23 protein-coding genes are annotated in these 23,491 nt (G+C 65.6%); 17 read left to right on the top strand and 6 right to left on the bottom strand.

Annotated features, from left to right (window positions below; genetic code table 11):
* Nucleotides 1-70 precede the first annotated feature (70 nt).
* The gene (locus AB7535_RS41185) at nt 71-1,732 is read left to right on the top strand and encodes a tannase/feruloyl esterase family alpha/beta hydrolase (protein ID WP_354114498.1); all 1,662 of its coding nucleotides are present in this window, start codon (nt 71-73) and stop codon (nt 1,730-1,732) included.
* Nucleotides 1,733-1,750: 18 nt separating this feature from the next.
* On the opposite strand, the gene AB7535_RS41190 is transcribed toward AB7535_RS41185, so the two are convergent.
* Both AB7535_RS41190 and AB7535_RS41195 read right to left on the bottom strand, forming a co-directional pair.
* Nucleotides 1,751-3,364 (bottom strand): DHA2 family efflux MFS transporter permease subunit, encoded by a 1,614-nt coding sequence (locus AB7535_RS41190; protein ID WP_354114499.1) that lies wholly within the window; start codon nt 3,362-3,364, stop codon nt 1,751-1,753.
* A complete protein-coding gene (locus AB7535_RS41195) occupies nt 3,312-4,571 on the bottom strand; it encodes an HlyD family secretion protein (protein ID WP_354114500.1) in 1,260 nt (419 codons plus the stop codon). Before AB7535_RS41195 ends, AB7535_RS41190 begins: the two co-directional genes overlap by 53 nt.
* Nucleotides 4,572-4,662: 91 nt before the next feature.
* On the opposite strand from AB7535_RS41195, the gene AB7535_RS41200 reads away from it, so the two are divergent.
* The 7 genes from AB7535_RS41200 to AB7535_RS41230 all read left to right on the top strand — a co-directional run bounded on the left by AB7535_RS41200 (nt 4,663) and on the right by AB7535_RS41230 (nt 12,211).
* Complete coding sequence (locus tag AB7535_RS41200; RefSeq protein WP_354114501.1) at nt 4,663-5,316, top strand: TetR/AcrR family transcriptional regulator; 654 nt, start codon at nt 4,663-4,665, stop codon at nt 5,314-5,316.
* Between the two features lie 45 nt (nt 5,317-5,361).
* A complete protein-coding gene (locus tag AB7535_RS41205) occupies nt 5,362-5,811 on the top strand; it encodes a MarR family winged helix-turn-helix transcriptional regulator (RefSeq protein WP_354114502.1) in 450 nt (149 codons plus the stop codon).
* 11 nt (nt 5,812-5,822) lie between these two features.
* Nucleotides 5,823-6,593 carry an enoyl-CoA hydratase gene (locus tag AB7535_RS41210; RefSeq protein WP_354114503.1) on the top strand — a complete coding sequence of 257 codons (771 nt, stop codon included), beginning with the start codon at nt 5,823-5,825 and terminating at the stop codon, nt 6,591-6,593.
* A gap of 121 nt (nt 6,594-6,714) precedes the next feature.
* On the top strand, nt 6,715-8,796 hold the full coding sequence (locus AB7535_RS41215; protein ID WP_354114504.1) for a methyl-accepting chemotaxis protein: 2,082 nt from the start codon (nt 6,715-6,717) through the stop codon (nt 8,794-8,796).
* Between the two features lie 117 nt (nt 8,797-8,913).
* A complete protein-coding gene (locus AB7535_RS41220; protein ID WP_071917085.1) occupies nt 8,914-9,852 on the top strand; it encodes a dihydrodipicolinate synthase family protein in 939 nt (312 codons plus the stop codon).
* A 281-nt stretch (nt 9,853-10,133) separates the two neighbouring features.
* Nucleotides 10,134-11,534 (top strand): selenium-binding protein SBP56-related protein, encoded by a 1,401-nt coding sequence (locus tag AB7535_RS41225; RefSeq protein WP_071909224.1) that lies wholly within the window; start codon nt 10,134-10,136, stop codon nt 11,532-11,534.
* Nucleotides 11,535-11,617: 83 nt separating this feature from the next.
* Entirely contained in the window at nt 11,618-12,211 is a 594-nt protein-coding gene (locus AB7535_RS41230; RefSeq protein WP_354114518.1) for a hypothetical protein, read from the top strand.
* A gap of 3 nt (nt 12,212-12,214) precedes the next feature.
* Here AB7535_RS41230 and AB7535_RS41235 read toward each other — a convergent pair whose 3' ends face one another.
* The 3 genes from AB7535_RS41235 to AB7535_RS41245 are packed head-to-tail and all read right to left on the bottom strand — an operon-like array spanning nt 12,215 to nt 14,793.
* On the bottom strand, nt 12,215-12,913 hold the full coding sequence (locus tag AB7535_RS41235; protein ID WP_354114506.1) for a DUF1045 domain-containing protein: 699 nt from the start codon (nt 12,911-12,913) through the stop codon (nt 12,215-12,217).
* Nucleotides 12,914-12,931: 18 nt separating this feature from the next.
* Nucleotides 12,932-14,125, bottom strand: a complete 1,194-nt coding sequence (locus tag AB7535_RS41240) for an alpha-D-ribose 1-methylphosphonate 5-triphosphate diphosphatase (RefSeq protein ID WP_354114507.1) — start codon at nt 14,123-14,125, stop codon at nt 12,932-12,934.
* Nucleotides 14,122-14,793 (bottom strand): chloramphenicol acetyltransferase, encoded by a 672-nt coding sequence (locus AB7535_RS41245; protein ID WP_085400045.1) that lies wholly within the window; start codon nt 14,791-14,793, stop codon nt 14,122-14,124. Before AB7535_RS41245 ends, AB7535_RS41240 begins: the two co-directional genes overlap by 4 nt.
* A 174-nt stretch (nt 14,794-14,967) precedes the next feature.
* Between AB7535_RS41245 and phnC the strand changes: the two genes are divergently transcribed.
* The 4 genes from phnC to phnE (AB7535_RS41265) all read left to right on the top strand — a co-directional run bounded on the left by phnC (nt 14,968) and on the right by phnE (AB7535_RS41265) (nt 18,578).
* Complete coding sequence (gene phnC, locus AB7535_RS41250; protein ID WP_354114508.1) at nt 14,968-15,777, top strand: phosphonate ABC transporter ATP-binding protein; 810 nt, start codon at nt 14,968-14,970, stop codon at nt 15,775-15,777.
* Between the two features lie 59 nt (nt 15,778-15,836).
* On the top strand, nt 15,837-16,772 hold the full coding sequence (gene phnD / locus AB7535_RS41255) for a phosphonate ABC transporter substrate-binding protein (RefSeq protein ID WP_063979768.1): 936 nt from the start codon (nt 15,837-15,839) through the stop codon (nt 16,770-16,772).
* A 76-nt stretch (nt 16,773-16,848) separates the two neighbouring features.
* The gene (phnE, locus tag AB7535_RS41260; RefSeq protein ID WP_166104544.1) at nt 16,849-17,733 is read left to right on the top strand and encodes a phosphonate ABC transporter, permease protein PhnE; all 885 of its coding nucleotides are present in this window, start codon (nt 16,849-16,851) and stop codon (nt 17,731-17,733) included.
* Nucleotides 17,730-18,578, top strand: a complete 849-nt coding sequence (gene phnE / locus AB7535_RS41265; RefSeq protein ID WP_071909230.1) for a phosphonate ABC transporter, permease protein PhnE — start codon at nt 17,730-17,732, stop codon at nt 18,576-18,578. Before phnE (AB7535_RS41260) ends, phnE (AB7535_RS41265) begins: the two co-directional genes overlap by 4 nt.
* Before the next feature lie 166 nt (nt 18,579-18,744).
* Here the strand turns inward: phnE (AB7535_RS41265) and phnF are convergent, their stop codons facing one another.
* Nucleotides 18,745-19,476, bottom strand: a complete 732-nt coding sequence (phnF, locus tag AB7535_RS41270; RefSeq protein WP_028151386.1) for a phosphonate metabolism transcriptional regulator PhnF — start codon at nt 19,474-19,476, stop codon at nt 18,745-18,747.
* A gap of 119 nt (nt 19,477-19,595) precedes the next feature.
* Here phnF and phnG point away from each other — a divergent pair, with 119 nt between their 5' ends.
* The 5 genes from phnG to phnK are packed head-to-tail and all read left to right on the top strand — an operon-like array spanning nt 19,596 to nt 23,473.
* Nucleotides 19,596-20,060, top strand: a complete 465-nt coding sequence (gene phnG, locus AB7535_RS41275) for a phosphonate C-P lyase system protein PhnG (RefSeq protein WP_354114509.1) — start codon at nt 19,596-19,598, stop codon at nt 20,058-20,060.
* Between the two features lie 4 nt (nt 20,061-20,064).
* A complete protein-coding gene (gene phnH, locus AB7535_RS41280) occupies nt 20,065-20,673 on the top strand; it encodes a phosphonate C-P lyase system protein PhnH (RefSeq protein WP_354114510.1) in 609 nt (202 codons plus the stop codon).
* A 4-nt stretch (nt 20,674-20,677) separates the two neighbouring features.
* Nucleotides 20,678-21,781, top strand: coding sequence for a carbon-phosphorus lyase complex subunit PhnI (locus AB7535_RS41285; RefSeq protein WP_354114511.1), 1,104 nt, complete (start codon nt 20,678-20,680; stop codon nt 21,779-21,781).
* A complete protein-coding gene (locus AB7535_RS41290; protein WP_071909234.1) occupies nt 21,778-22,668 on the top strand; it encodes an alpha-D-ribose 1-methylphosphonate 5-phosphate C-P-lyase PhnJ in 891 nt (296 codons plus the stop codon). Before AB7535_RS41285 ends, AB7535_RS41290 begins: the two co-directional genes overlap by 4 nt.
* Complete coding sequence (phnK, locus tag AB7535_RS41295) at nt 22,661-23,473, top strand: phosphonate C-P lyase system protein PhnK (protein ID WP_439037740.1); 813 nt, start codon at nt 22,661-22,663, stop codon at nt 23,471-23,473. Before AB7535_RS41290 ends, phnK begins: the two co-directional genes overlap by 8 nt.
* Nucleotides 23,474-23,491 lie beyond the last annotated feature (18 nt).

Here is a 23,491-nt window from a genome sequence, read left to right on the forward strand (position 1 = left end):
GAAGGGCGAAGGTTGCATTGAATGCGGCCAACCGTCGGATACAAAAATAGGGAAAGCCAGGGTGGAAACGATGACGCGAAAGAACGCGAAGCGGTGTGCATTGCTCGTGGGTGCGGCGGTCGCGCTGAGTGCGAATGCCGTGTCGGCGGCGACGCTGGCGGAGGATGCGGAGATGGTCTGCAAAAGCCTCGCTGGCGGCGCCGATGCCGTGAAGATCGTTTCCGCGACATTGCTGGCGCCGTCGCAACTGGCTGTCGCCGAGCGCGGGCCGACGCCGTCTGGGCGCATCACGCCGGCCAATCCCGGTTTCTGCAAGGTGCTGGGTCACATCGACCCAACCGATCCCAAGGCGCCGCCGATTAAATTCCAGGTCAACCTTCCCGTCGAATGGAACGGGCGCTCCGTTCAGTATGGCGGTGGGGGCTTTAACGGCGTGCTGATCACCGGCCTTGGGCTGCCGCCGGCCTATCCGTTCGACAAGCCGTCGCCGCTGGCGCGCGGCTTCGTCACTTACGGCACCGATTCCGGCCATGAGTCCAAGCCAGGCGAGCCGCCGCAACTGTTCGCGCTGAATGACGAAGCCTTCGAGAATTTCGCCCACCGTGCCTACAAGAAGGTGCGCGACGCCGCGGTTGGGCTGATGGAGCGCACATACGGCAAGAAGCCGGAAAAAATGTACTTCATGGGCTCGTCCGAGGGCGGCCGCGAAGGCCTCACCATGGCGCAGCGTTACCCTGATGATTTCGATGGCATCTTCGCCCGCGTGCCCGTGATCAACTGGGTCGGCCTGCAGCATGCCGGCACGCGCTCGGGGCTCGCGACCATGGGCGAGGGCTGGATCAATCCGGCGCAGGTCAAGCTCGTGGCCGATTCCGTACGGCAGGCTTGCGACAAGGCCGACGGCTCCGATAATGCGCTGGTGCAGGACCCCGTAGCCTGCAAGGCAGCGTTCAAGGTCGAGACGCTGCGTTGTGCGGCGGGCCAGAGCGGCGATCAGTGCCTCACCGATGCACAGATCAAGGCCGTGAACACGCTGCACGAGACCTACAAATTCCCGTTCGCGCTCGCCAACGGGCTCGACGATTATCCGGGCTGGGGCGTGTCGGGCGAGGATGCGGCGGCGATCGGACCGACCGGTGGCTGGGTGGCGTGGTGGCTTGGCACAGCGCCACCCGCGCAGCCGCCTGCCCCCAACAACGGCATCGCCTGGATCTACGGCGCCGGCGGCATTCAACATGTGTTCGCACGCGATCCCAAGCTCGACGTCACCACCTACAAGGTCGAGGAGCACAAGGCGCGGCTGCTAGAGGTCTCGAGCCTGATGGATTCGACCGATCCCGATCTCAGCCGGTTTCGCGGACGCGGCGGCCGGCTCATCATGCTCGAGCACATGGCTGACTATGCGCAGAGCCCATATGCCGGCATCCGCTATTTCGAGAGCGTCGAACGCAAGCTCGGCAAGGCCGAGACGGCGGAATTCGCGCGGCTCTACACCGCGCCCGGCGTCGACCACGTCGGCTCCGGCGCGCCGGCCAATGTCGACATGCTCAGCGCGCTGGTCGAGTGGGTCGAGCAGGGCAAGGGACCCGGCGACCTCGAGGTCAGCGAGCAGAAGGTCGAGGCGCCCACGTTCGCAACGCTCCGCGCGCTGCCGCTGTGCCGCTGGCCGTCTTGGCCGCACTACAAGAGCGGCCCAGTGACGGAGGCGTCGAGTTTTACTTGCGCACCGTGAGGAACGGCGCGCTGTTGACTAATGTGCCGGGCCGCCGGCCGCTTTGACGCGCCGCGTCAGCACCACCGCGATCGCCGCGAGCACCAGCACCGCGCCGATCACGGCAAAGGCGTCGGAATAGCCCATCACCAGCGCCTGGCGCTTGACCGTCTTGCCGAGCGCGATGATGGCCTGCTCGCGCGCGGCGTGGGGGTCGGGCACGCCGTGGGCCATGAAGTAATCCGTCATCTGCGCGATGCGGGTGCGGACTTCCTCGCGGCCGAGCGTGACCGACTGGCCGATGATGTTGGAGTGGAACTGCTCGCGCTTGGTGATGATGGTCGCGAGCGTCGCCGTGCCGATCGCGCCGCCGAGATTGCGGAACATGTTGCTGATGCCGGAGGCCGCGGCCGCGTCCTGCGGCGCGATGCCGCCTGTCAGCACCGAGGTCAGCGGCGTCAGCACCATGGCCTGTCCCACGGCACGCACGATGTTCGGAATCCAGAGCTGGTCGCCGGCATAGTCCGGCGACATCGCCGTGTTCATGAAGCAGCTATAGGCGAAGATCAGAAGGCCGGTGATGGCGATATAGCGCGTATCAAAACGCTGCATCAGCTTCGGGATCAGCGGGATCAGCACGAGCTGCGGCAGGCCGGTCCAGGCCAGCACATTGCCGATCTGCTCCGCATTGTAGCCCTGCGCCTGGCCGAGATAGGCGGGCAGGATATAGACCGAGCCGAACAGCGCGAAGCCGACCATCGTCATCGCGATGGTGCCGAAGCCGAAATTGCGTTGCGTCAGCAGGCGCAGCCGGATCAGTGGCTTCTCGATCGTGAGCTCGATCGTGACGAACAGCGTCAGGCTGACGGCCGCGATCACGGCGAGCTTGACGATGAAGGGCGAGGAGAACCAGTCGTCCTTGTTGCCTTCCTCGAGCACGGCCTGCAGTGCCGACAGCCCGATCGCCATGGTGAAGATGCCGGCCCAGTCGCCTTCCTTCAACAGACCGAGCTGCATCTTCTGCTTCTCCAGCGTCAGATAGAGCGCCGCCACCATCACCGCGGTCGGGATCACGTTGACGAAGAAGATGGTACGCCAGCCGTAGTTCTCCGTGAGATAGCCGCCGATGGTCGGGCCGATCGCGGGTGCGAAGGTGACGGACAGCGCGAAGATCGCAAGACCCACCGGCTGCTGCGGCTTCGGCAGCTTGGTCAGCACCAGCGTGAACGCCATCGGGATCAGCACGCCGCCGGCAAAGCCCTGCAGACCGCGCATCGCGATCATCGACGGCAAATCATGTGTGAAGGCGCAGGCGACCGAGAACGCCGCGAACAGCGTCGCGCTCGCCAGCATGTAGCGGCGGAACGAGAACACGCGGCTCAAATAGTCGGTCAACGGGATCACGATGATCTCGCCGATCAGATACGACGTTGAGATCCAGGAGCCGTTGTCGGCGCCGGTGCCGATGCCGCCCTCGATGTTGGCCAGCGAGGCGTTGGTGATCTGGATGTTCAGGATCGCCATGAACGAGCCAATCATGGCGGCGAGCACGGCGATCCAGATCGCGGCACTCGCGCGGTTCGGGTCGGCTATTGCCGGATCAGGCGTCGCGACCGGTGTTGCTGGCGTCGAAAGTGAGAGGCTGTTTGACATGGCACGACCCTCCGGAAACGAGCTTCGCCTTTACGTTTGTCTTGGGCGTCACGGCCGCATTCGCGGTCGGCGCGGTCGAACGTGTTGCAATGGTCGGGATCACTGACATGCCCGGCCGCAGCGCGATCGCGGGACCGTGCGCGGCATCGAGCGCGATCTTGACGGGGATGCGCTGCACCACCTTGGTGAAATTGCCGGTGGCGTTGTCGGGCGGCAGCAGCGCGAACTCCTGGCCGCTCGCCGGCGCGATGGAATCGACGTGGCCGTGCACGACCTGGCCCGGGAAGGTGTCGACCTCGATATCGACGGCCTGGCCGGCCTGCACGTGGGTGAGCTGCGTCTCCTTGAAGTTGGCGACCACATAGGCGCCCTCGGCCGGCACGATGGCCATCAGCTGCGTGCCCGCCTGCACAAATTGGCCGACGCGCAAGGAGCGGTTGCCGACCACGCCGTCGATCGGCGAGACGATTGTGGTGTAGCCGAGATTGAGCTCGGCCTGACGCTGGAGTGCGGCCGCGCGTGCGGCGGCGGCCCTGGCTTGCAATATCTCGGCGTTGAGGAGATCGACCTGCTTCAAGGCGGAGGTGAGATTGGCGATATCGCGCTGGATCGCCGCGTCTGCGCCGGCGTCGCGCGCTTGCGCCTGCTGCGCGTTCTGCACGCTGCCGAAACCCGTTGCCGCGAGATCGGTGTAGCGCTTGTTCTCCTGCTTCGCGAAAACCTTCGCGGCATTGTCGACATCGATGGTCGCTCTTGCCGCCGCGATCACGGCCTCCTGGACCTCGAGCTGCGCTTGCTTGCTTGTCACCGTCGCATTCGCGGCGGCGACGTCGGCCTTGGCCTGGTCGAGCGCGACGCGGAAGTCGCGATCGTCGATCCTGGCGAGCATCTGGCCGGCCTTCACATGCTCGTTATCGCCGACCAGGACGCAGTCGAGGTAGCCGCTGACCTTCGGCGCGATCGTGGTGTTGTCGGCCTTCACATAGGCGTCATCGGTGGAGACGAGGTACTGCCCAACGGTCCAGTAGTCGTAGCCGTACCAGCTCGCGCCGGCCAGCGCGACGATCGCCGCACCCATCAGCAACAGCTTGCGGAGATTGAGTTTTTGCCGGCGGACGCCGGTCGGCGCGGTGGGCAGAACGCCCTCCGGCACGGTTGCGGGAATAGCGGTTTGGGTCGCAGCAGATGGGGTGGTGTGGACGGTCATGGCCGGCTCCCCTGAATTAGGAAACTTGACGATTTCCAAAATGAGACTAGCTTTGGAATTGTCAATGGAATGACAGGCGTCATTTAAAAGCATGGCTCAGGCAAAACCATCAGGTGAATGCCGCCCCCGCGGGCGGCCCCAACTGCGCAGCGACGAGGAGACGAGGCGGATCGTCTTCGACGCCGCGCGCCACGCCTTCGCCGTCGACGGCTATGCCGCTACCAGCACCGAAGGGCTGGCACGTCGCGCCGGCATCTCGACCAAGACGCTCTATCGCCTGTTTCCGGGCAAAGCCGCGCTGTTCGAGGCGATGTGCGCGGACAGGCTCGAGCGGCTGCTCTCCGCCGTCGATCTGCAAGGAAGCGACGAGGTCGATATCGAGACGGGCCTGCGTGCCGCGCTGCTGGCCTGCGCCGATCTTGCGCTCGATCCTGAGGTCGTGGCGCTGCAGCGCATGGTGCTGCAGGAATCCGCCGCGTTCCCCGAGCTCGCCGCCAACTTCTACAGCAACGGCATTTCCCGCACCGTCAGGACGCTCGCGGGCTGGCTGCGCGTCCAGGTCAAGCGCAAGCGCATCGCCATCGACGATGCGGAGGAAGTTGCCGGCATGCTGATCGGCATGGTCGCATCGGCGCCGCAGCGCGCGGCGATCTATGGCGGCATGCCGCTGCCGTCACGCGAGCAGATCGAGCGCCGCGTGCAAACCTGCGCGGCGCTGTTCCTCGATGGCTGCCGCGCCGCGTAGCCGTCTCCCTTTGACAATCCGGTTTGGGTCGGCTATCTATTTCGCATGCGAAATAACGAAGCCGCAGCGAGGCATCATCGGCTTATTTACCTCCTGAACGTCGCGCAACGCCGCTTGCAGCGCTGGATGGCGGCGCAGCCGCAGAACGAGGTCACGCCGGCGCAGGCGGGGCTGTTGTTCATCCTCGGCAAGCAGGACGGCGTGCTGATGGGCGAGGCAGGCGCGGCGCTCGACATGGGGCCGGCCGGCATCTCAGGCCTCGTCGATCGCAGTGCTGCGGCGAGGCTGGTCGAGCGGCGGGCCGATCGCGAGGACGGTCGAGCCTGGCGCGTATGGCTGACGCCGAAGGGGCGCACCGTGCTGGCGCAGGCGAAGACTGACGCGGCGCAGATCAACGTCGCGCTGACGGATGGCTTTACCAGCGCGGAGATCGACATCGTCGCGCGCTGGCTGACCAGCATTCAGGACAAGTTTCCAAGACCTTCAGACGACTAAAGGAGAGACCCATGACCGAGCACGTCCAGATCGAGAACAACAACGGAATTCTCACCCTCACGCTGGCGCGCCCCGACAAGAAGAACGCGCTGACGGATGCGATGTACGGCAAGCTCGCCGACACCATCGAATCCGCCGAGTTCGATCCGTCCGCCCGCGTGATCCTGATCCGCGGCGAGGGTGACATGTTCACCGCCGGCAACGATGTCGGCGAATTCGCCGCCGTGGCAGCCGGCAAGTCCGAAGGCAGCCGCAACGTCGTGCGCTTCATCCAGTCGCTGGCGCGCTGCACCCGGCCGCTGGTCGCGGCGGTGCAGGGCCGCGCCGTCGGCGTCGGCACCACGATGCTGCTGCATTGCGACCTCGTCGTGCTCGCCGACAATGCGCAATTGTCGACGCCCTTCGTCAGCCTCGCGCTGGTGCCGGAGGCCGCCTCGAGCCTGCTGATGCCGGCGCGCATCGGCTACGCCCGCGCCTACGAGATGTTCGCGCTGGGCGAGACCGTACCGGCGAGGTCGGCGTTGGAATGGGGCCTTGCCAACCGTGTGGTGCCGCTCGACAAGCTCGATGCCGAGGCGCTCGCGCTGGCGCAGCGGCTCGCTCGCCAGCCGGCCGGCGCGCTTACTGCGACCAAGAAGTTGATGCGCAACGGCGAGGCGCTGGTCGCACAGATGCAGGCCGAAGGCGAGCAATTCGCGCAGCGTTTGCGCACGGCGGAAGCACGCGAGGCCTTCACCGCCTTCGCCGAGCGCCGGCCGCCCGATTTCACCAAGGTTGCCTGATTTCGCTAGTCTTAAAGCGCTTGCAGACCGGACGCTCCCGGCAATTTGACTAAAACCTTAACCGATCCTTGGCATGTCGCGATGCAGGGTGGCCGGCAGTACAATGCAGGCCCCCTGACTCATGGTAATGTTTAAGAAATCGGTAAGCTCGCTTCTCCTGACCTTGATGGCCCTGCTTGCGGCGGGTGCGCTGGCCTCTACGGCGATCCAGATGTTCGGAGCGTTCGGTCGCTACAGCGACAGTCTCGAGACGGCGCGGCTCGCCGCTGCCGACAAGGCGATCTTCCATGGCGTGCTCGCGTTGCGCAACAATCGTGGCGATGCCCAGAGCGCCATTCTTGGCGAGGACGATCCCAAGGCAAAGCTCGCTGAAGCCGAGAAGGCCGAGCAGGGTGGCTATGAAGGGATCAGCGCCGCGCTCGCGACCGTCGATTTCGCACGCCGCGACGAGCTCGCCGGCACGCTGAAGCAGCGCTGGAACGAAGCCGCGCCGCAATTCCAGCTGTTCTACGACGAGGCCAGGCTTCCGCGCGCCGAGCGCAAGATGGAGCGGACCAATTCCTGGTACGACGCCGTCACCAAGGTCATCGATACGGCGAACCTCGCCTCCACCGCGGTGTCGAACCGCGCCTGGATGAACGATCCCTACATCGCGCGCATGATCCAGGTCCGCCGCTTCGCCTGGCAGGTGCGCGACCGCTATGGGGTCCATTGTTCGTCGCTTCGCTCGAACATCAACAGCAGCAAGCCGCTCGACGACGTTCAGAAGCGGTCGGTGGCGCAATGGGACGGCACGATCGCCTCCGGCTGGGCGGGCATGGCCGAGTTGCTGGCCGCGCCCGACGTGACGGCGGAGCTGGTGACGGCAGCGTCGGACGCGAAGACCAAGACCGATGGCGTCCTGAAGCAGATCGGCGATCTCACCAAGAATCTCGACGGCAGCGGCAAGCCCGCGATGCCCGCTTCGGAGTGGAATACGCTCTGCCAGTCGCCGTTCCCGCTCATTGTCGGGGTCGCGACCAAAGCGCTGGATCAGTCGATCGCGCGTGCCGAGGCCGTGCAGACCAAGGCGCTCACCAACCTCATCGTGCAGTCGCTCGCGTTTCTGCTCGCGCTCGCCGTGACCCTCGCCGGCGTCTACGTGGTGCGCAATCGCCTGATGCGCCCGGTCCGCGCCATCCTCGACGCCATCGCGCGAATCAGCGCCCGCGATTACGCGACGCCAGTGCCGCAGTCGAAATATCCCGACGAGTTCGGCACCATGGCTGCCGCGCTCGAGAGCCTGCGCGAGAGCGCGGCGACCGCCGATCGGTTGGGCCAGGAACGCGAATCGCAACAGGCGCTGCAACTCGCCCGCTCCGGTACCGTGGACGATGCGTGCCGCAGCTTCGACGACACCGTGCAGGCGGTGATCCACAGTGTCGCTGCGTCGGCGAGGGAGCTCGATGCCACGGCGACTGATGTGCGCACGCTGGTATCAGAGTCGACCAGCCAGACCGCGGCAGTCTCCTCCGCGGCCGAGCAGGCCACCAACAATCTCGAGACCATCGCGGCCGCGACCGAGGAACTCTCCGCATCCGTCGGCGAGATCTCCGCACAGGTGCAGTTGAGCGCCCGCGAGGCGCGCGAGGCGGTGTCGCAGGCCGAGCGGACCAACGCGACGGTCGAGATCCTCGATCAGACCGCGAGCCGGATCGGCGAGGTCGTGAAGATGATCAACGCCATCGCCGGCCAGACCAATCTCCTGGCGCTGAACGCGACCATCGAAGCGGCGCGTGCGGGCGAGGCCGGCCGCGGCTTTGCCGTGGTCGCCGGCGAGGTCAAGAGCCTCGCCGCGCAGACCGCAACCGCAACCGAAGAAATCTCGCGCCAGGTCGAGGAGATCCAGGGCGCGACAGGCCAGGCCGTGACCGCCATCCGCTCGATCGGGGGCGCCATCAGCGGCATCGACGAGAAGATGACGGCGATCGCAGCCGCCGTCGAGGAGCAGCGCGCGGCCACCACCGAGATCTCGCGCAACTTCCAGCAGGCCGCCCAGGGCACCCGCGAGGTCACCGACACCATCGGCAGCGTCGCCAGGCTCAACCAGGAAACCGGCAATGCCGGCACTGTGCTGTCCGAATCCGTGAAGAAGATGTCGGGCGATGCCGATCGTCTTCGCGTCGCGGTCGAAGGCTTTTTGGGGGCCGTGAAGACCGCATAACGTCGATCGTCATCCGTCTGGGCGTCGCGCGAACGGCATTGCCGCCGCTTCACGCGGCGGGTACATCTGTGGCGCTGCGGGAGTGCAGCAACAGACGTATCAAGGATGGAGAGTTCGATGCCGGTCACCCCACACAACGCCCAGCGCCCCTATCGCGGCGTGTTCCCGGTCGCGCCCACCATCTTCGACGAGCGCGGCGAGCTCGATCTCGAGGGCCAGCGCCGCTGCATCGATTTCATGATCGATGCGGGCTCGAATGGTCTCTGCATCCTCGCCAATTTCTCCGAGCAGTTCGTGCTCACCGATGCCGAGCGCGAAACCGTGATGCATGCGGTGCTGGAGCATGTCGCGGGCCGGGTTCCCGTGATCGTCACCACCACGCATTTCAGCTCCGCCGTCTGCGCGGCGCGCAGCCAACAGGCGGAGGCGGCGGGGGCCGCCATGGTGATGGTGATGCCGCCCTATCACGGCGCGACCTTCCGCGTGCCCGAGAAAGGCATCGTCGAGTTCTTCAAGGTGCTCTCGGGCGCGATCAACATTCCAATCATGATCCAGGATGCACCGGTGGCGGGCACGCCGCTGTCGGTCGAGCTGCTCGCGCGGCTGGCGCGCGACTTCGCCAACATCCGCTATTTCAAGATCGAGGTGCCGGGCGCGGCTGCAAAGCTGCGCAGCCTGATCGAGGCGGGCGGCAAGGATATCGAAGGCCCGTGGGACGGCGAGGAAGCCATCACGCTGCTCGCCGATCTCGACGCCGGCGCGACCGGCGCGATGACGGGCGGCGGCTATCCCGACGGCATCCGCCAGATCATCGATCCCTATTTCGCCGGCAAGCGTGAGGAGGCAAAGGCCGCCTACGAGCGCTGGCTGCCGCTGATCAACTACGAAAACCGCCAATGCGGCCTGATCGCCTGCAAAGCCATGATGCAGGCCGGCGGCGTGATCAAATCGGACGCCGTGCGGCATCCGCTCCAGCCGCTGCACCCGGCGACGCGGGCAGGGCTGCTGGAGCTCGCCAAGGAGCGGGATGCGCTGGCGTTGCGGTGGGGCAAGTAGCGCCGTACCCGCTCGGTTGTCGCCAGGTCTCTCGGCAGTCCCCGCCTACGCGGGGACGATGCCGAGTGTGAGGTGCGCGCTGGCCTGATCCCGCCGGCTTCCGTCTGGCTGAGGGCGTCGAATTAGCGCGGTTCGGGCGGTTTTCCGCACGCCGGCGATGACGTATCGTACGCTCGCCAACCAGGTCCGCGGAGCTTCTCAAGACGTCGCTGAGCAGCTCTTCATTATGCCGCTATTTCGAGCCAGGTTGGAGCGAGCCGACGAAACAGGGAGGCAGTGCCATGACGATGAGGCCGGATCCCACCTTTCACGCATCGCCCAAGCTGGCGATGGAAGCGCCAGCGGAGAACTTTGCCTACACGTTGCTGCTCAGTCCGGATTTCTCAAAGCCGGATGCTCTCGCGGTCATCGACGTCAAGCCGGGATCGCCGACCTACAGCCAAATCGTCCACACGGTGACGATGCCCAACAAGGGCGATGAGTTTCATCACTTCGGCTGGAACGCCTGCTCCTCCGCCTTGTCGCCGCTCGCCGGACACGCCTTCATCGAGCGGCGCTATCTCATCATCCCCGGGATACGCTCGTCGCGGATCTACATCATCGATACCAAGCCCGATCCGACCAAGGCCAAAATCCACAAGATCATCGAGCCCGAGGAAATCTTCAAAAAGACCGGCTACTCGCGGCCGCATACCATCCATTGCGGGCCGGACGGCGTCTATGTGAGCACGCTGGGCGGCGGCGGCAAGGACGGCACCAACGGGCCTCCAGGCGTCTTCATCATGGATTGCGAGACGTTCGAGGTCCTTGGACGGTGGGAGATCGACCGCGGTCCGCAGACGCTGCACTATGATTTCTGGTGGAACCTGCCGCGCGACTACATGGTGACGAGCGAATGGGCGTTGCCGCCGCAGTTCGAGAACGGGATCGTCGCGGAAGATCTGCTGGCGAACAAATATGGCCATCGTCTCCACTTCTGGGATCTCCGCGCCCGTCGCAACGTGCAGACCATCGACCTCGGCGCCAATCATCAGATGGCGCTGGAGGTGCGGCCCGCGCACGATCCGGTTCGCGAATACGGCTTCGTTGGCGTTGTGGTCGACACCACCAACCTCGAAGCATCGATCTGGACCTGGTGGCGCGAAGGCGGAAAATTCCACGCGGAGAAGACGGCGACGATTCCGCCCGAGCCCGCGCCGAAGGAGCAGCTCCCGCCGCTGCTGCAGGGATTTGGCGCCGTGCCGCCGCTGGTGACCGACATCGACCTGTCGATGGATGACCGGTTTCTCTATGTGTCGTGCTGGGGCACGGGTGAAATGCGCCAGTACGATGTGAGTGATCCGCGAAAGCCGAAGCTTGCCGGCTCGGTTCACATCGGCGGCATCGCGCGCCGCACTCCCCATCCGAACGGCAAGGCATTTGCGGCCGGCCCGCAGATGGTCGAGATCAGCCGCGACGGCAAGCGCGTGTACTGGACCAATTCGCTGTATTCCACCTGGGATGACCAATTCTATCCCGATGGGGTTCCGGGCGTGGAAGTCATGGCTAATGTCGGCCGCGACGGCGGCCTGGAGCTCGCCAAGGACTATTTCGTGAGCTTCCCCGACGGATATCGTGCGCACCAGATCAGGCTGGAGGGCGGCGATTGTTCGACGGACTCCTTTTGCTATCCGTCGGCCTAGGCTGGCAGCACGGGAGTTGGCCGCTCGGCTGGCTGTGGCTCGCTCTTGTTGCGAGCGGTCTCTATCACGGCGTCAATCCGGGAATGGGATGGCCGCTCGCCGTGTCGGCCGGGCTCATGGACAAGAGCCCGCGCGCGCTGTTCCGCGCGTTGTGGGCTCTGGCGGCCGGACATCTCCTGGCAACACTTCTCGTGCTGCTGCCATTCGCGTTCCTGCTCGTGCTGGCCGAGTGGCAGCGCTCGATCCAGCTCGGCGCGAGCCTTCTCGTCATCGGCTTCGGCGTCTATCGGCTGATCGAGCGGCGCCATCCGCGCACGCTGGCCCGAATTCCGCCAACGCAATTAGCGCTCTGGTCATTCGCCGTTGCCATTGCTCACGGTGCGGCCTTGATGCTCGTGCCGATCTATCTCGGGCTCTGCCAGGCCTTCGAGCTCGATGCCGGCCATGAGGCAGCGGGCGCGCTGATGAAGGCGAGTCTCGGGATGGCGGTGCTGGTGTCCCTGGTGCACGTTGTCGCCATGGTCAGTGCCGGCGGATGTCTGGCGTGGCTGGTCTACCGCTATCTGGGATTGAGGTTTGTCGCGCGAAGCTGGTTCAATCTGGATGCAATCTGGGCGACCAGCCTCATTCTGGTTGGCGTCGTGGCGCTCGCCTTCAATCTCGCGAGCTGGCGCTGAGGTCTACCGCGCCAACGCCCACTCGCCGACAAAGCGGAAGCGCGCCCTGGTATCATCCTGCTTGAACAGCGTGATCCGGTCGATCGCCAGCGTCTCGAGACCGAGCGCCGCAAACCTCGCGCGCAGCATCTCCAGGATCGGCCCGCGCCGCTCCGCATCCAGCCGTCCCGTCAGCGTCATGTGGAAGCGGAATTCTTCCATCACGTACGGGTAGCCCCAGCGGTCGAGATAGTCGCGCTGCCGCTCGGTGAGTTTGTCGGGCTTGCGCCGCGCGCGGTCTTCCGCCGTCATGGGAGCACGGAAGTCGTCGAATTCGCGGACGCAATCGGCGGCAAGTTGCTGGAGCGCGCCCACCGGCTCGGTCGGAATCACCGCAATGAAGCCGCTGATGGAGTCGACGACCGGACGGATTGACGGCATCGGCCGCGCCTTGCCGGCAAAGGCCGCGCAGGCTGCGACGAGCTCGGCTTCAGTCCTGCCTGGCGCCAGCGCCATCGGCGCCTTCAGCGTGCCGTGGAAACCGTATTTGCGGGGATCGGCCGTGACGTCGCGCCAGTCCGGCGCAACACGCGATGCGTCGGCAGGGAACGGCATCTCCTCACCGGTGTAGACATCATAGCCGAGCAGCTTGGCGCCGAGGCGGGAGAGGGCGCTGTCGGCGCCGGCTGCGAAGTAGATCGCGTAGCGGGGAAAATCTGTCATTGCCCGAGCATAACCGGTTCAGGCCGCAACAACAGCTTCGCGCGGCGTGGCCGCCGCAGCGAGCAGTCGCGTCGCATCGGTGAGATGCACGAGCTTCCCGCCAGCGACCACCGCGATCAGCCGCGGCCGCAGCGGCACACTGTCGTCGACCAGCAGCATGTCGGCGCGGCATCCTTCCGCGAGCACGCCGCGATCGGCAAGGCCGGTCGCGCGGGCCGGTCCCGCGGACACCAGGTTCCAGGACTCGGTCAGCGGCAGCACGCCGTCGGCGACGAGGCGGAACGCGGCGAGCAGCTGCGCGGGATAGTAATAGTCCGACGCCAGCACCGAGCAGAGCCCCTTCGCGATCATGTCGGACGCCCGGGTCCAGCCGGTATGGCTGCCGCCGCGCACGACGTTCGGCGCACCATAGACGATGGCATCGCCCTGGCTTGCAGCCGCCCGCGCGGTCTCCTCGTTGATCGGAAACTCCGCGATGTCAGCGCCCAGCTCGCGAAACTCCTGCCTCATCGCTGGCGTCGCATCGTCATGCGAGAGCATCCGCACCTCGGCCGCGCGAGCAGTTGCGGCGAGCCGCGACACGGAAGCCGGCACTTCACTGGCGCGCGAAAGCACACGCTCGACCAGCCGGTCGAATTCCTCGCCCGAAAGGCCGGTGCGCTCCACCATGCGGTTGCGCTTGCGCGGCTTGGCCATGTCGGCGACGGTGCCGTCCATGTGGTCGTTGAAGGCGAACAGGTCGACGCGGCCCTCGGCGAGCCACTGGCCGATCTCGGTCTCGGCGTCGAGATTGTAGGTCTCGTGCCGCAGGTGGAAACGGGTATCGGCGGCGAATTGCGGGCGCTGCCGCTCGATCGCCTCCATCAGGGCGCGCGCATTGCCGGCGCTGCGCAGGCCCGGCTCCCACGAGCAGGTCGTGGCGTGAAAAACGGTGGTGATGCCGTTGCTGATCGCCTGGCGGTCACTGTCGGCGAGCGCGACGTCGATCGGGAAGTCGACGCCGGCGCGCGGCATCATCTGGCGCTCGAAGGCATCGCCATGCAGATCGACGATGCCGGGCAGCATCAGCAGGTTGCGCGCATCGATGGCCAGCCGCGCACGGCCGCGAGAGGCATCGACCTGCGCAATGTCCGCGCCGGACACGAGAATGGAAGTTTCGACGAGCTCGGAGCCGATCAGGGCCCGGCCGCCCTCAAGGAAAATGTCTGTCAAGCGACCGCGCTTCGTTTGCTGGCAGGGGAACGGGTGAGGGAGCTTGCCCGTGCTTCATATGCCGAGAGGAAATCTTCAATCCCGAGCTTGCGGAAATCGGGCAGTGCTTCACGCAATTTGTCGTGATCCCAGTCCCACCAGGCGAGTCGGGCCAGCCGTCCGGCGACGTCTTCCGAGAACCGCCGCCGCACGATGCGCGCCGGATTGCCGGCGACGATGGTGTAGGCCGGCACGTCCTTGGTGACGATGGCGCCGGCCGCGATCACCGCGCCGGTGCCGATGTTGCGGCCCGGCAGCACGATCGCGCCATGGCCGATCCAGACGTCGTGGCCGATATGAACGTGATGCTGGCGCCGCCAGTCGAAGAACTCGGTGTCGTCGCTCTCGCCTTCGAAGTAGGCGCTGGAACGATAGGTGAAATGCGCCTGCGTCGCGCGATGCATCGGATGATTGCCGGGATTGATGCGGGTCATCGCCGCGATCGAGCAGAATTTTCCGATCGTGGTGTAGGTGATCTGGGCGTCGTTCACGACATAGGAGTAATCGCCCATCGCGACTTCAGTGAGGATCGTGCGCGCACCGACTTCGGTATAGGTGCCGAGCCTGGTCTCATGCAGCTTCGCCGAAGGGTCGATGGTCGGTTGAACCGAGAGCGTCTTGCCGGCCATGCTACATCCGATAGGTCGAGGGCGGGCGTACCTCTTCGAGCGGCCTGATGACAATGTCATGACGATGCGATGACAGGGGAAGAGGTGTGTAGGATCGCCGCACCGCAGCGCCGGTGTCACACAAGTGTCAAGCGCCAGCGTTAGCGGTGGCAGCCAGCTACTCTGGAGCCCTCTATGCTGGTGGTTGAAGGTCTGACGTGCCGCTTCGGCGCAAAAGCCGCGGTGGACGACGCTTCGTTTCAAATCTCCCCCGGCGGCTTCGTCGGTGTGATCGGGCGCTCCGGCGCGGGCAAGTCGACCATGCTGCGCATGATCAATCGCCTGGCGACGCCGACGCAGGGCCGTATCCTGTTCGACGGCCTCGACGTCACCGCGCTGCGCGGCAAGGAGCTGCGGCAGTGGCGGGCGCGCTCGGCGATGATTTTCCAGCAGTTCAACCTGGTTGGCCGGCTCGATGTGCTCACCAACGTGCTGATGGGGCGTCTTGCCACGATGCCGGCCTGGCGCTCGCTGACGCAGACCTGGCCCGAGCACGACAAGGCGCTGGCGATGTCGGCGCTCGAACAGTTCGATATCGCCTCACTCGCCGCCCAGCGCGCCGACCAGCTCTCCGGCGGCCAGCAGCAGCGTGTTGCGATCGCCCGCGCGCTGGTGCAGCAGCCCGACATCATCCTCGCCGACGAGCCGATCGCCTCGCTCGACCCGCGCAACACCAAGATCGTGATGGATGCGCTGCTGCGCATCAACAAGCATTTCGGCATCACCGTGCTCTGCAACCTGCATTCGCTCGATCTCGCCCGCACCTATTGCGATCGCCTGATCGGCATGGCGCAGGGTCGCGTGGTGTTCGACGGCGCGCCGGCCGAATTGACCGACCACGTCGCGCGCGAGCTCTACGATCTCGAAGCCTCCGACGTCATGGGCGGAATGCCTGCGCCGGCGCCTGAGGGCGTTCCGGCACTCGGAACGGCGGCTGCGGCCTGAGCCGCGCCTGTAGTTGCCAATTTTTGCGTCAACCGACCCCAACCGATGAAGAGGGTATCATGATCACTCGCAGACTGGTTCTTGCCGGCGCCGCCGCGCTCGCGTTCACGACCTCGGCCTCCGCCGACGACTGGAAAGCCAAATATCCCGAACTGACCTTCGCGGTCATTCCGGCGGAAAATGCCTCGGGCGTGACCGAGCGCTGGGCGCCGTTCATGAACTATCTCTCCAAGGAATTGGGCGTGAAGGTCACGCTGCGCATCGCCAACGACTACGCCGCCGTCATCGAGGGCCAGCGCGCCGGCAACATCCATATCGCCAGCTACGGCTCGGCGTCGTTCGCCCGCGCCCGCCTGACCGGCGTCAAGACCGATGCCTTCGCCAACGACATCAACGCCGACGGCTCGACCGGCTACTACTCGGTGTTCTTCGTTAAGGCGAGCAGCCCCTACAAGAGCGTCGACCAGCTCAAGGGCAAGAACCTCGGCCTCGTCGACCCGAACTCGACCTCCGGCAACAACGTGCCGCGCTTCGAGCTCGACAAGATGGGCATCACGGATGCCGACACCTATTTCAGCAAGGTCGTCTTCACCGGCAGCCACGAGAACGCGATCCTGGCGCTGGCGCAGGGCACGGTCGACGTTGCGGCCAACCAGTGGACCAGCGATGACGATTCCACGCTGGCGCAGATGCTGACCAAGGGCATGCTGAAGAACGCCGACGGCTCGCCGATGAAGAAGGACGATTTCCGCATCATCCACAAGTCGGCGCCGATCATCAACGGCCCCTACGCCTACAATTCCGACCTGCCGGAAGATGCCAAGGCGGCGATCGCCAAGGCGTTCTTCGACGCGCCGGCCAAGGACAAGGCGGCCTTCGATCGCCTCCAGGACGGCCAGAAGAAGGGTTTTCATCCCGCCACCACCAAGGACTGGGATGGCACGATCGAGCTGATCAAGTTCGTCGATGCACTGCGTAAGAAGAAGGCGTCCTGAGTTTCGGGACGATAGCACTGGAGCCGGGTCGATGGACCCGGCTCTTTCTCTTTGATCGACCACCTTTCCTGGCCAGATGACCGTCGCGGTTTCGATCCTTCCCGAGCAGCAGCTCGCCGTGCTGAACGCGGCCTATCGCCAGGCGGTCGCGCGCAAGCGGCTCCGACTCCTGTTGGGGCTGGTGATCTTTGCCGCAGCCCTGTTTCTTGCCGCGATCGGCGCGGAAGTGAACCTGCGCACCTTCTTCGCCCATTTCGGCAATTTCATCAGCTATTTCGACCGCATCCTCACGCTCGACAGCGGCCAGCGGGTCTGGACCGATGCCGGCGAGTGGCTGTGGGGCTGGCGCAAATGGCTGAAGATGCTGGGCGAGACGCTGCTGATCTCCTATGTCGGCACGCTGATCGGCGCGACTTTCGCCTTCTGCCTGAATTTCTTCGCGGCTGAGAACACCTCGCCGTCGCCCTGGCTGCGCTTCGTGGTGCGTCGCCTGCTCGAATTCGCCCGCACCGTGCCGGGCATCGTCTTCGCGCTGATTTTCGTGATCGCCTTCGGCCTCGGGCCGATGGCCGGCGTGCTCGCGATCGCGATCCACTCCACCGGCGCGCTCGGCAAGTTGTTCTCCGAGATCGTTGAGAATGCCGACATGAAGCCGGTTGAAGGCATCCGCTCGACCGGCGCGAGCTGGCTCTCCTGCATGCGCTTCGCCGTGGTGCCGCAGGTGACCGCGGGCTATGCCAGCTATGCGCTGCTGCGCTTCGAGATCAACGTCCGCGAGGCCTCGGTCATGGGCTTCGTCGGTGCCGGCGGCATCGGCCAGGAGCTCGTCGTCGCCATCCGCAAGTTCTATTACTCCGACGTCAGTGCCATCCTGCTCACCATCATCATCACGGTCTTCATCATCGACATCACCACGGGCTGGCTGCGCGGCCGCCTGTTCGGCAAGGAGGCACGGACGTGACGAGGCCGCAGGAGGTCGACACGCGAGAGCTTCGCGCGCGCTACCCTGATGTGTTCGACCGCCCCGCCTCGGCGCGGCTCGCGATGCCGGCGATGACCGTCGCGGCGTTTGCGATCCTAGTCTACGGCCTCGTCGATCTCGACTTCTCGCCGTCGCGATTCTTCGCAGGGCTGAGCCAGCTCGGCTGGATCAGCCTGATGATGATCCCGCCCGATCCCGGCACCTCGCTGCCGGTCTATCTGAAGGCGCTGGGTGAGACGCTGTCGATCGCGCTGCTCGGCACGACGCTGGCGGCGGTGTTCGCGCTTCCGGTCAGCCTGCTGGCCGCGCGCAACGTCATACCTTCGCAGATTTTGCGTTTTCCGGTCCGCCGTTTCCTGGATTCGATCCGCGGCGTCGACACCCTGATCTGGGCGCTGGTGTGGATTAACGTCGTTGGGCTTGGTCCGTTCGCCGGCGTGCTCGCGATTGCCGTGTCGGATTTCGGCGCGTTCGGAAAACTGTTCTCGGAGGCGATCGAGGGCGCCGACCAGAAGCAGGTCGAAGGCGTCCGCGCCTCCGGCGGCAGCGCTTTGCACGAGATCCGCTTCGGCCTGCTGCCGCAGGTGCTGCCCGTGATCGCCGGCCAGGTGCTCTATTTCATCGAATCCAACACGCGCTCGGCCACCATCATCGGCATCGTCGGCGCCGGCGGCATCGGCCTCCAGCTCGCCGAGCAGATCCGCGTGCTGGAATGGCAGCGGGTGTCGTTCCTGATCCTGATGATTCTGGTCGCCGTCGCCGCGATCGATTTCATCTCGAGCAAGCTGCGCTTTGCGATTATTGGGCGCAGGGCGGTGGCGTAGCTTTCTTCCTTCTCCCCTTGTGGGAGAAGGTGGCGCGAAGCGCCGGATGAGGGGTCTGCCTCCTCGAGCTCAGATCGGTGTTTGCAGAGACATACCCCTCACCCGTCTCGTCGCTACGCGGCGAGCCACCCTCTCGCGCAAGGGGAGAGGGTGAAGAAGAGCAGCCTCACCCGTTCTCCACCAGAAACTCCACCCGCTCCGCCGCGAACCGCGAATGCTTCGTCACCAGCGGCTTGCCGGCGAGATCGTGGTCGGTCGCGTCGACCACCAGGATCGGCCGTCCCAGCGGCAGATCGAGCCGCGCGGCATCGGTTGCGTCCACGATGCCGGCGGTGATCCGGGTCGCGCCGCGGCTGTAGTCGCGGACGCCGTAATGCTCGAGCAGTTTCGTCATCGAGCGCGTCGCGGCGAACACCTCGCCCGCGCCCGGGAACAATTCCGCTGACAGCCAGGTGGTGGAGACGCAGATCGGCGTGCGGTCGGCGAGGCGGATCGCCTCGATCCGCACCAGCGGCGCGCCGGCCTTCAATCCCAGTTCGCGCGCCAGTTCGCGGGTCGCGACATCGTCGGACGCCTCGATCAGCCGGCCATGCGGTTCGCGGCCGTCGGCGCCGACGATCTCGGAGAAGCGGGTGCGCGAGCGCAAGGGATAAGCGAGGCGCTGCGCCTCGACATAGGTTCCGCTGCCGCGTTCGGCGCGCACGATGCCGCGCTCGGCAAGCGCGGCCAGCGCGCGCCGCACGGTGTGGCGGTTCACCCGATAGGTTTCGGCGATCTCCATCTCGCCCGGCAGCTTGTCGCCGGCCGCAAAGCGGCCGTCGGCGATGCCGCGCTCGATGCCGTCGGCAACGAGGCGCCACAGCGCGACGCCCGAAGAGGCTGTGTCCTGCATGCTCATGTCGCCGAGAAGCCTACTTCAGAAATCACACGTTTGTCACGAAACAGTCATGGCGCTTCCGTATCAAGTTGTCTATTATCATAGACAACTTGGATTCGGCAAGTTCTGTCAAAAGCTCGGTGAATTTGGTGACCCAGCACAACAACCAGCAAGTCCAGCGCAAGGCCGCGATGGCCGTGCTGGCGCACGCGGAGGCGGGCGAGATCGCCGCTCGCCTCCGCGCTCTCGCCCTGCCGGCTCATCAGGAGCTGCGCGCGCCGGAAAACGGTCTCGTCATGCTGCGCGGCCGGGTCGGCGGCGACGGCGCGCCGTTCAATCTCGGTGAAGCCACGGTGTCGCGCGCGGCGGTCCGGCTCGCGAGCGGCGAGGTCGGCTTCGGCTACACGCTGGGGCGCGATGGCGAAAAGGCGCGGTTGATCGCGCTGTGCGACGCACTGGCGCAGTCCAGTGATTTCGGCGAGGCGGTGGAGCGTGACGTTATCGCGCCGTTGCGCGAGCAGCTTATGATCCAGCGCAAGCAGGCGGCCGCCGAGACCGCCGCGACGAAGGTTGATTTCTACACCATGGTGCGCGGTGAGGGGTGAGGCCATGACCACGATTGCGGAACTGCCGCCGGGTTTCGTCGACAAGGTCTTGTCGGCGCAATCGACCTTTCGTTCCGTCATGGACGCGATGGCGCGGCCGGGTTCGGTCCAGCGCATCGTGCCGATGGCGGGAGCGCCCGAGCCAACGATGCGCGGCACTGCCGCGATCGCGCTGACGCTGTTCGATCACGACACGCCGCTCTGGCTCGATGCCCGGATGGCGGAGAGGTCGGACGTGGTGAAATGGCTCAAGTTCCACACCGGCGCGCCGGTGGTGCAGGACTCCTCGATCGCGAGTTTCGCGCTGATCAGCGATGGTGCGGCGCTGCCATCGCTCGAGCGCTTCGCACTGGGCACGAATGAGTATCCGGATCGTTCGACCACGGTGATCCTTCAGGTCGAGAGCCTGAATTCGGGGCGCAGTTTCGAACTGCGTGGCCCCGGCATCGACGGTGTCGCGACGCTTCAGGCCTCGATCAGGCCTTTCGACCTGTTCGAGCGCCTGCGCATGAACGAGGCGCTGTTTCCGCGCGGCATCGATTTGGTGCTGGTCGCCGATGACGCCGTGGTTGCGATCCCGCGCACCACGCGTGTCGTGAACAAGGGAAGCTAGTCGCATGTATGTCGCAGTCAAAGGCGGCGAGCGCGCCATCGAGAACGCCCATCGCCTGCTCGCCAATGCGCGGCGTGGCGACCAGAGCGTTTCCGAAGTCACGCTCGACCAGATCTCGGAGCAGCTTGGGCTCGCGGTGGACCGCGTCATGAGCGAAGGGTCGCTCTATGACCGCGAGCTCGCGGCGCTCGCCATCAAGCAGGCGCGCGGGGATCTGATCGAGGCGATCTTCCTGGTCCGCGCCTTCCGCGCCACCCTGCCGCGCTTCGGCGCCAGCGGGCCGGTCGAGACCGGCGCGATGCGGGTGCAGCGGCGGGTGTCGGCGACCTTCAAGGACATTCCCGGCGGCCAGATCCTCGGGCCGACCTTCGACTACACGCATCGTCTGCTCGATCCCTCGCTTGGCCAGGGCTTTGTGCCTGAAGTGCCGGCGACGGCCGAAGCGTCGACGGCGCCCACGCCGCGTGTGACCGATATTCTGGGCCGCGACGGGCTGATCGAATCCTCGCCGCGGGCCGAAGACGGCGCCAGCGTCGGCGATCTCACGCGCGAACCGCTGAACTTCCCGGCCGATCGCGACCTGCGCCTGCAAAACCTCGCGCGCGGTGACGAAGGCTTTCTGCTGGCCATGGGTTATTCCACCCAGCGCGGTTACGGCCGCAACCATCCCTTCGTCGGCGAGATCCGCTTCGGCGAGGTCGAGGTCGAGTTTTTCGCGGAGGACGTCGGCTTCGCCGTGCCGCTCGGCTCCATCGAGCTCACCGAGTGCCAGATGGTGAATCAATTCAAGGGTTCGGCGACGGAAGCGCCGTGTTTCACCCGCGGCTATGGTCTCGCCTTCGGCCAGAGCGAGCGCAAGACCATGTCGATGGCGCTGGTCGACCGGGCGCTGCGTGCCCGCGAGCTCGGCGAAGAGGCCGTGGCCCCGGCGCAAGATGAAGAATTCGTGATGTCGCATTCGGACAATGTCCAGGCGACCGGCTTCGTCGAGCATCTGAAGTTGCCGCATTATGTCGACTTCCAGTCCGAGCTCGGCCTGCTCCGCAAGCTGCGCAAGGAATTTGCCGAGGCCAATGCGCCCGATGCCATGAAGGAGGCCGCGGAATGAACGCGCCCGCCTACAATTTCGCCTATCTCGACGAGCAGACCAAGCGGATGATCCGCCGCGCGATCCTCAAGGCGATCGCAATCCCCGGTTATCAGGTGCCGTTCGCCAGCCGTGAAATGCCGATGCCCTATGGCTGGGGCACCGGCGGCGTGCAGGTGACCGCGGCGATCCTGGGGCCGCAGGACGTGCTGAAGGTGATCGACCAGGGCTCGGACGACACGACGAATGCGATCTCGATCCGCAAATTCTTCGCCAAGACCGCCGGCGTCGCCACGACCACGGCAACAGAAGATGCGACCGTGATCCAGACCCGTCACCGCATCCCGGAGACGTCGCTGCACGCGAACCAGGTGCTGGTCTATCAGGTGCCGATCCCGGAGCCGCTGCGTTTCCTCGAGCCGCGCGAGACCGAGACCCGGCGCATGCACGCGCTTGCCGAATACGGCCTGATGCATGTGAAGCTCTACGAGGACATCGCCCGCTTCGGCCACATCGCCACCGCCTACGCCTATCCGGTGAAGGTGAACGCGCGCTACGTGATGGACCCGTCGCCGACGCCGAAATTCGACAATCCCAAGATGGACAATTGCCCGGCGCTGCAATTGTTCGGCGCCGGTCGCGAGAAGCGCATCTATGCGATCCCGCCCTATACGCAGGTGGTGTCGCTCGATTTCGAGGATCACCCGTTCGAGCCGTACCGCTTCAACGCGCCCTGCGCGCTGTGCGCGGCCGAGAATTCCTATCTCGACGAGATCGTCACCGACGACAAGGGCGGGCGCATGTTCGTGTGCTCGGACACCGACTATTGTGAGGGCCGCCAGGCCGCCGGCCATCACGGCAGCCTCAGCGCCGCGCCGTACAAGGACAAGGCGGGTTCACATGGCTGATCAAGACATGGCTGATCTAGCCAAGCTCGAAAACGATCAGCCGCTGCTGCTCGCGGAGTCGCTCAGCAAGTCCTATGGCCGCATCGCCGCGTGCCGCGACGTCTCCTTCTCGCTCTACCCCGGCGAGGTGCTGGCGATCGTCGGCGAGTCCGGCTCGGGCAAGTCGACGCTGCTGCAAATGCTGTCGGGCCAGCTCGCGCCGAGCGCCGGCCAGGTGTCGTACCGGATGCGCGACGGCGTCACCCGCGATCTCACGACGCTGGGCGAAGCCGAGCGGCGCTTCCTGTTCCGCACCAATTGGGGCTATGTGCACCAGGATCCCGCGCAGGGCCTGCGCATGGCGGTCTCGGCCGGCGCCAATGTCGGCGAACGGCTGATGGCGGTGGGCTGGAATCACTACGGCCGCATCCGCGATACCGCGTCGGACTGGCTCACCCGCGTCGAGATCGACATTGCGCGCATCGACGATGCACCGCGGACCTACTCCGGCGGCATGCGTCAGCGTCTCCAGATCGCGCGCAACCTCGTCACCGAGCCGCGGCTGGTGTTCATGGACGAGCCGACCGGTGGCCTCGATGTCTCCGTGCAGGCGCGCCTGCTCGACCTCGTGCGCAGCCTCGTTGCCGAACTGCACCTCGCCGTCATCATCGTCACCCATGATCTCGCGGTGGCGCGACTGCTGTCGCATCGCGTGATGGTGATGAAGGGCGGCCGCGTCATCGAGACCGGTCTCACCGACCAGGTGCTCGACGACCCCCGCGAGCCCTATACCCAGCTCCTCGTTTCCTCGATTCTGCCGCCATAAGCCTTCCAAGATGAGTTT

The organism is Bradyrhizobium sp. 956_D2_N1_4 (genome assembly GCF_052076025.1).
Classification (GTDB): Bacteria; Pseudomonadota; Alphaproteobacteria; order Rhizobiales; family Xanthobacteraceae; genus Bradyrhizobium; species Bradyrhizobium barranii.

What these genes read in the sequence shown, in the direction of transcription:
- phnE (WP_166104544.1), top strand. Translation starts at nt 16,849, where the DNA reads ATGACCGTCGCGGTTTCGATCCTTCCCGAGCAGCAGCTCGCCGTGCTG.
- AB7535_RS41225 (WP_071909224.1), top strand. Translation starts at nt 10,134, where the DNA reads ATGACGATGAGGCCGGATCCCACCTTTCACGCATCGCCCAAGCTGGCG.
- AB7535_RS41200 (WP_354114501.1), top strand. Translation starts at nt 4,663, where the DNA reads ATGGCTCAGGCAAAACCATCAGGTGAATGCCGCCCCCGCGGGCGGCCC.
- phnF (WP_028151386.1), bottom strand. Translation starts at nt 19,476, where the DNA reads ATGAGCATGCAGGACACAGCCTCTTCGGGCGTCGCGCTGTGGCGCCTC.
- AB7535_RS41220 (WP_071917085.1), top strand. Translation starts at nt 8,914, where the DNA reads ATGCCGGTCACCCCACACAACGCCCAGCGCCCCTATCGCGGCGTGTTC.
- AB7535_RS41235 (WP_354114506.1), bottom strand. Translation starts at nt 12,913, where the DNA reads ATGACAGATTTTCCCCGCTACGCGATCTACTTCGCAGCCGGCGCCGAC.
- AB7535_RS41245 (WP_085400045.1), bottom strand. Translation starts at nt 14,793, where the DNA reads ATGGCCGGCAAGACGCTCTCGGTTCAACCGACCATCGACCCTTCGGCG.
- AB7535_RS41230 (WP_354114518.1), top strand. Translation starts at nt 11,618, where the DNA reads ATGGGATGGCCGCTCGCCGTGTCGGCCGGGCTCATGGACAAGAGCCCG.
- AB7535_RS41290 (WP_071909234.1), top strand. Translation starts at nt 21,778, where the DNA reads ATGAACGCGCCCGCCTACAATTTCGCCTATCTCGACGAGCAGACCAAG.
- phnC (WP_354114508.1), top strand. Translation starts at nt 14,968, where the DNA reads ATGCTGGTGGTTGAAGGTCTGACGTGCCGCTTCGGCGCAAAAGCCGCG.
- AB7535_RS41195 (WP_354114500.1), bottom strand. Translation starts at nt 4,571, where the DNA reads ATGACCGTCCACACCACCCCATCTGCTGCGACCCAAACCGCTATTCCC.
- AB7535_RS41185 (WP_354114498.1), top strand. Translation starts at nt 71, where the DNA reads ATGACGCGAAAGAACGCGAAGCGGTGTGCATTGCTCGTGGGTGCGGCG.
- phnK (WP_439037740.1), top strand. Translation starts at nt 22,661, where the DNA reads ATGGCTGATCAAGACATGGCTGATCTAGCCAAGCTCGAAAACGATCAG.
- AB7535_RS41210 (WP_354114503.1), top strand. Translation starts at nt 5,823, where the DNA reads ATGACCGAGCACGTCCAGATCGAGAACAACAACGGAATTCTCACCCTC.
- AB7535_RS41285 (WP_354114511.1), top strand. Translation starts at nt 20,678, where the DNA reads ATGTATGTCGCAGTCAAAGGCGGCGAGCGCGCCATCGAGAACGCCCAT.
- phnD (WP_063979768.1), top strand. Translation starts at nt 15,837, where the DNA reads ATGATCACTCGCAGACTGGTTCTTGCCGGCGCCGCCGCGCTCGCGTTC.
- AB7535_RS41215 (WP_354114504.1), top strand. Translation starts at nt 6,715, where the DNA reads ATGGTAATGTTTAAGAAATCGGTAAGCTCGCTTCTCCTGACCTTGATG.
- phnH (WP_354114510.1), top strand. Translation starts at nt 20,065, where the DNA reads ATGACCACGATTGCGGAACTGCCGCCGGGTTTCGTCGACAAGGTCTTG.
- AB7535_RS41205 (WP_354114502.1), top strand. Translation starts at nt 5,362, where the DNA reads ATGCGAAATAACGAAGCCGCAGCGAGGCATCATCGGCTTATTTACCTC.
- AB7535_RS41190 (WP_354114499.1), bottom strand. Translation starts at nt 3,364, where the DNA reads ATGTCAAACAGCCTCTCACTTTCGACGCCAGCAACACCGGTCGCGACG.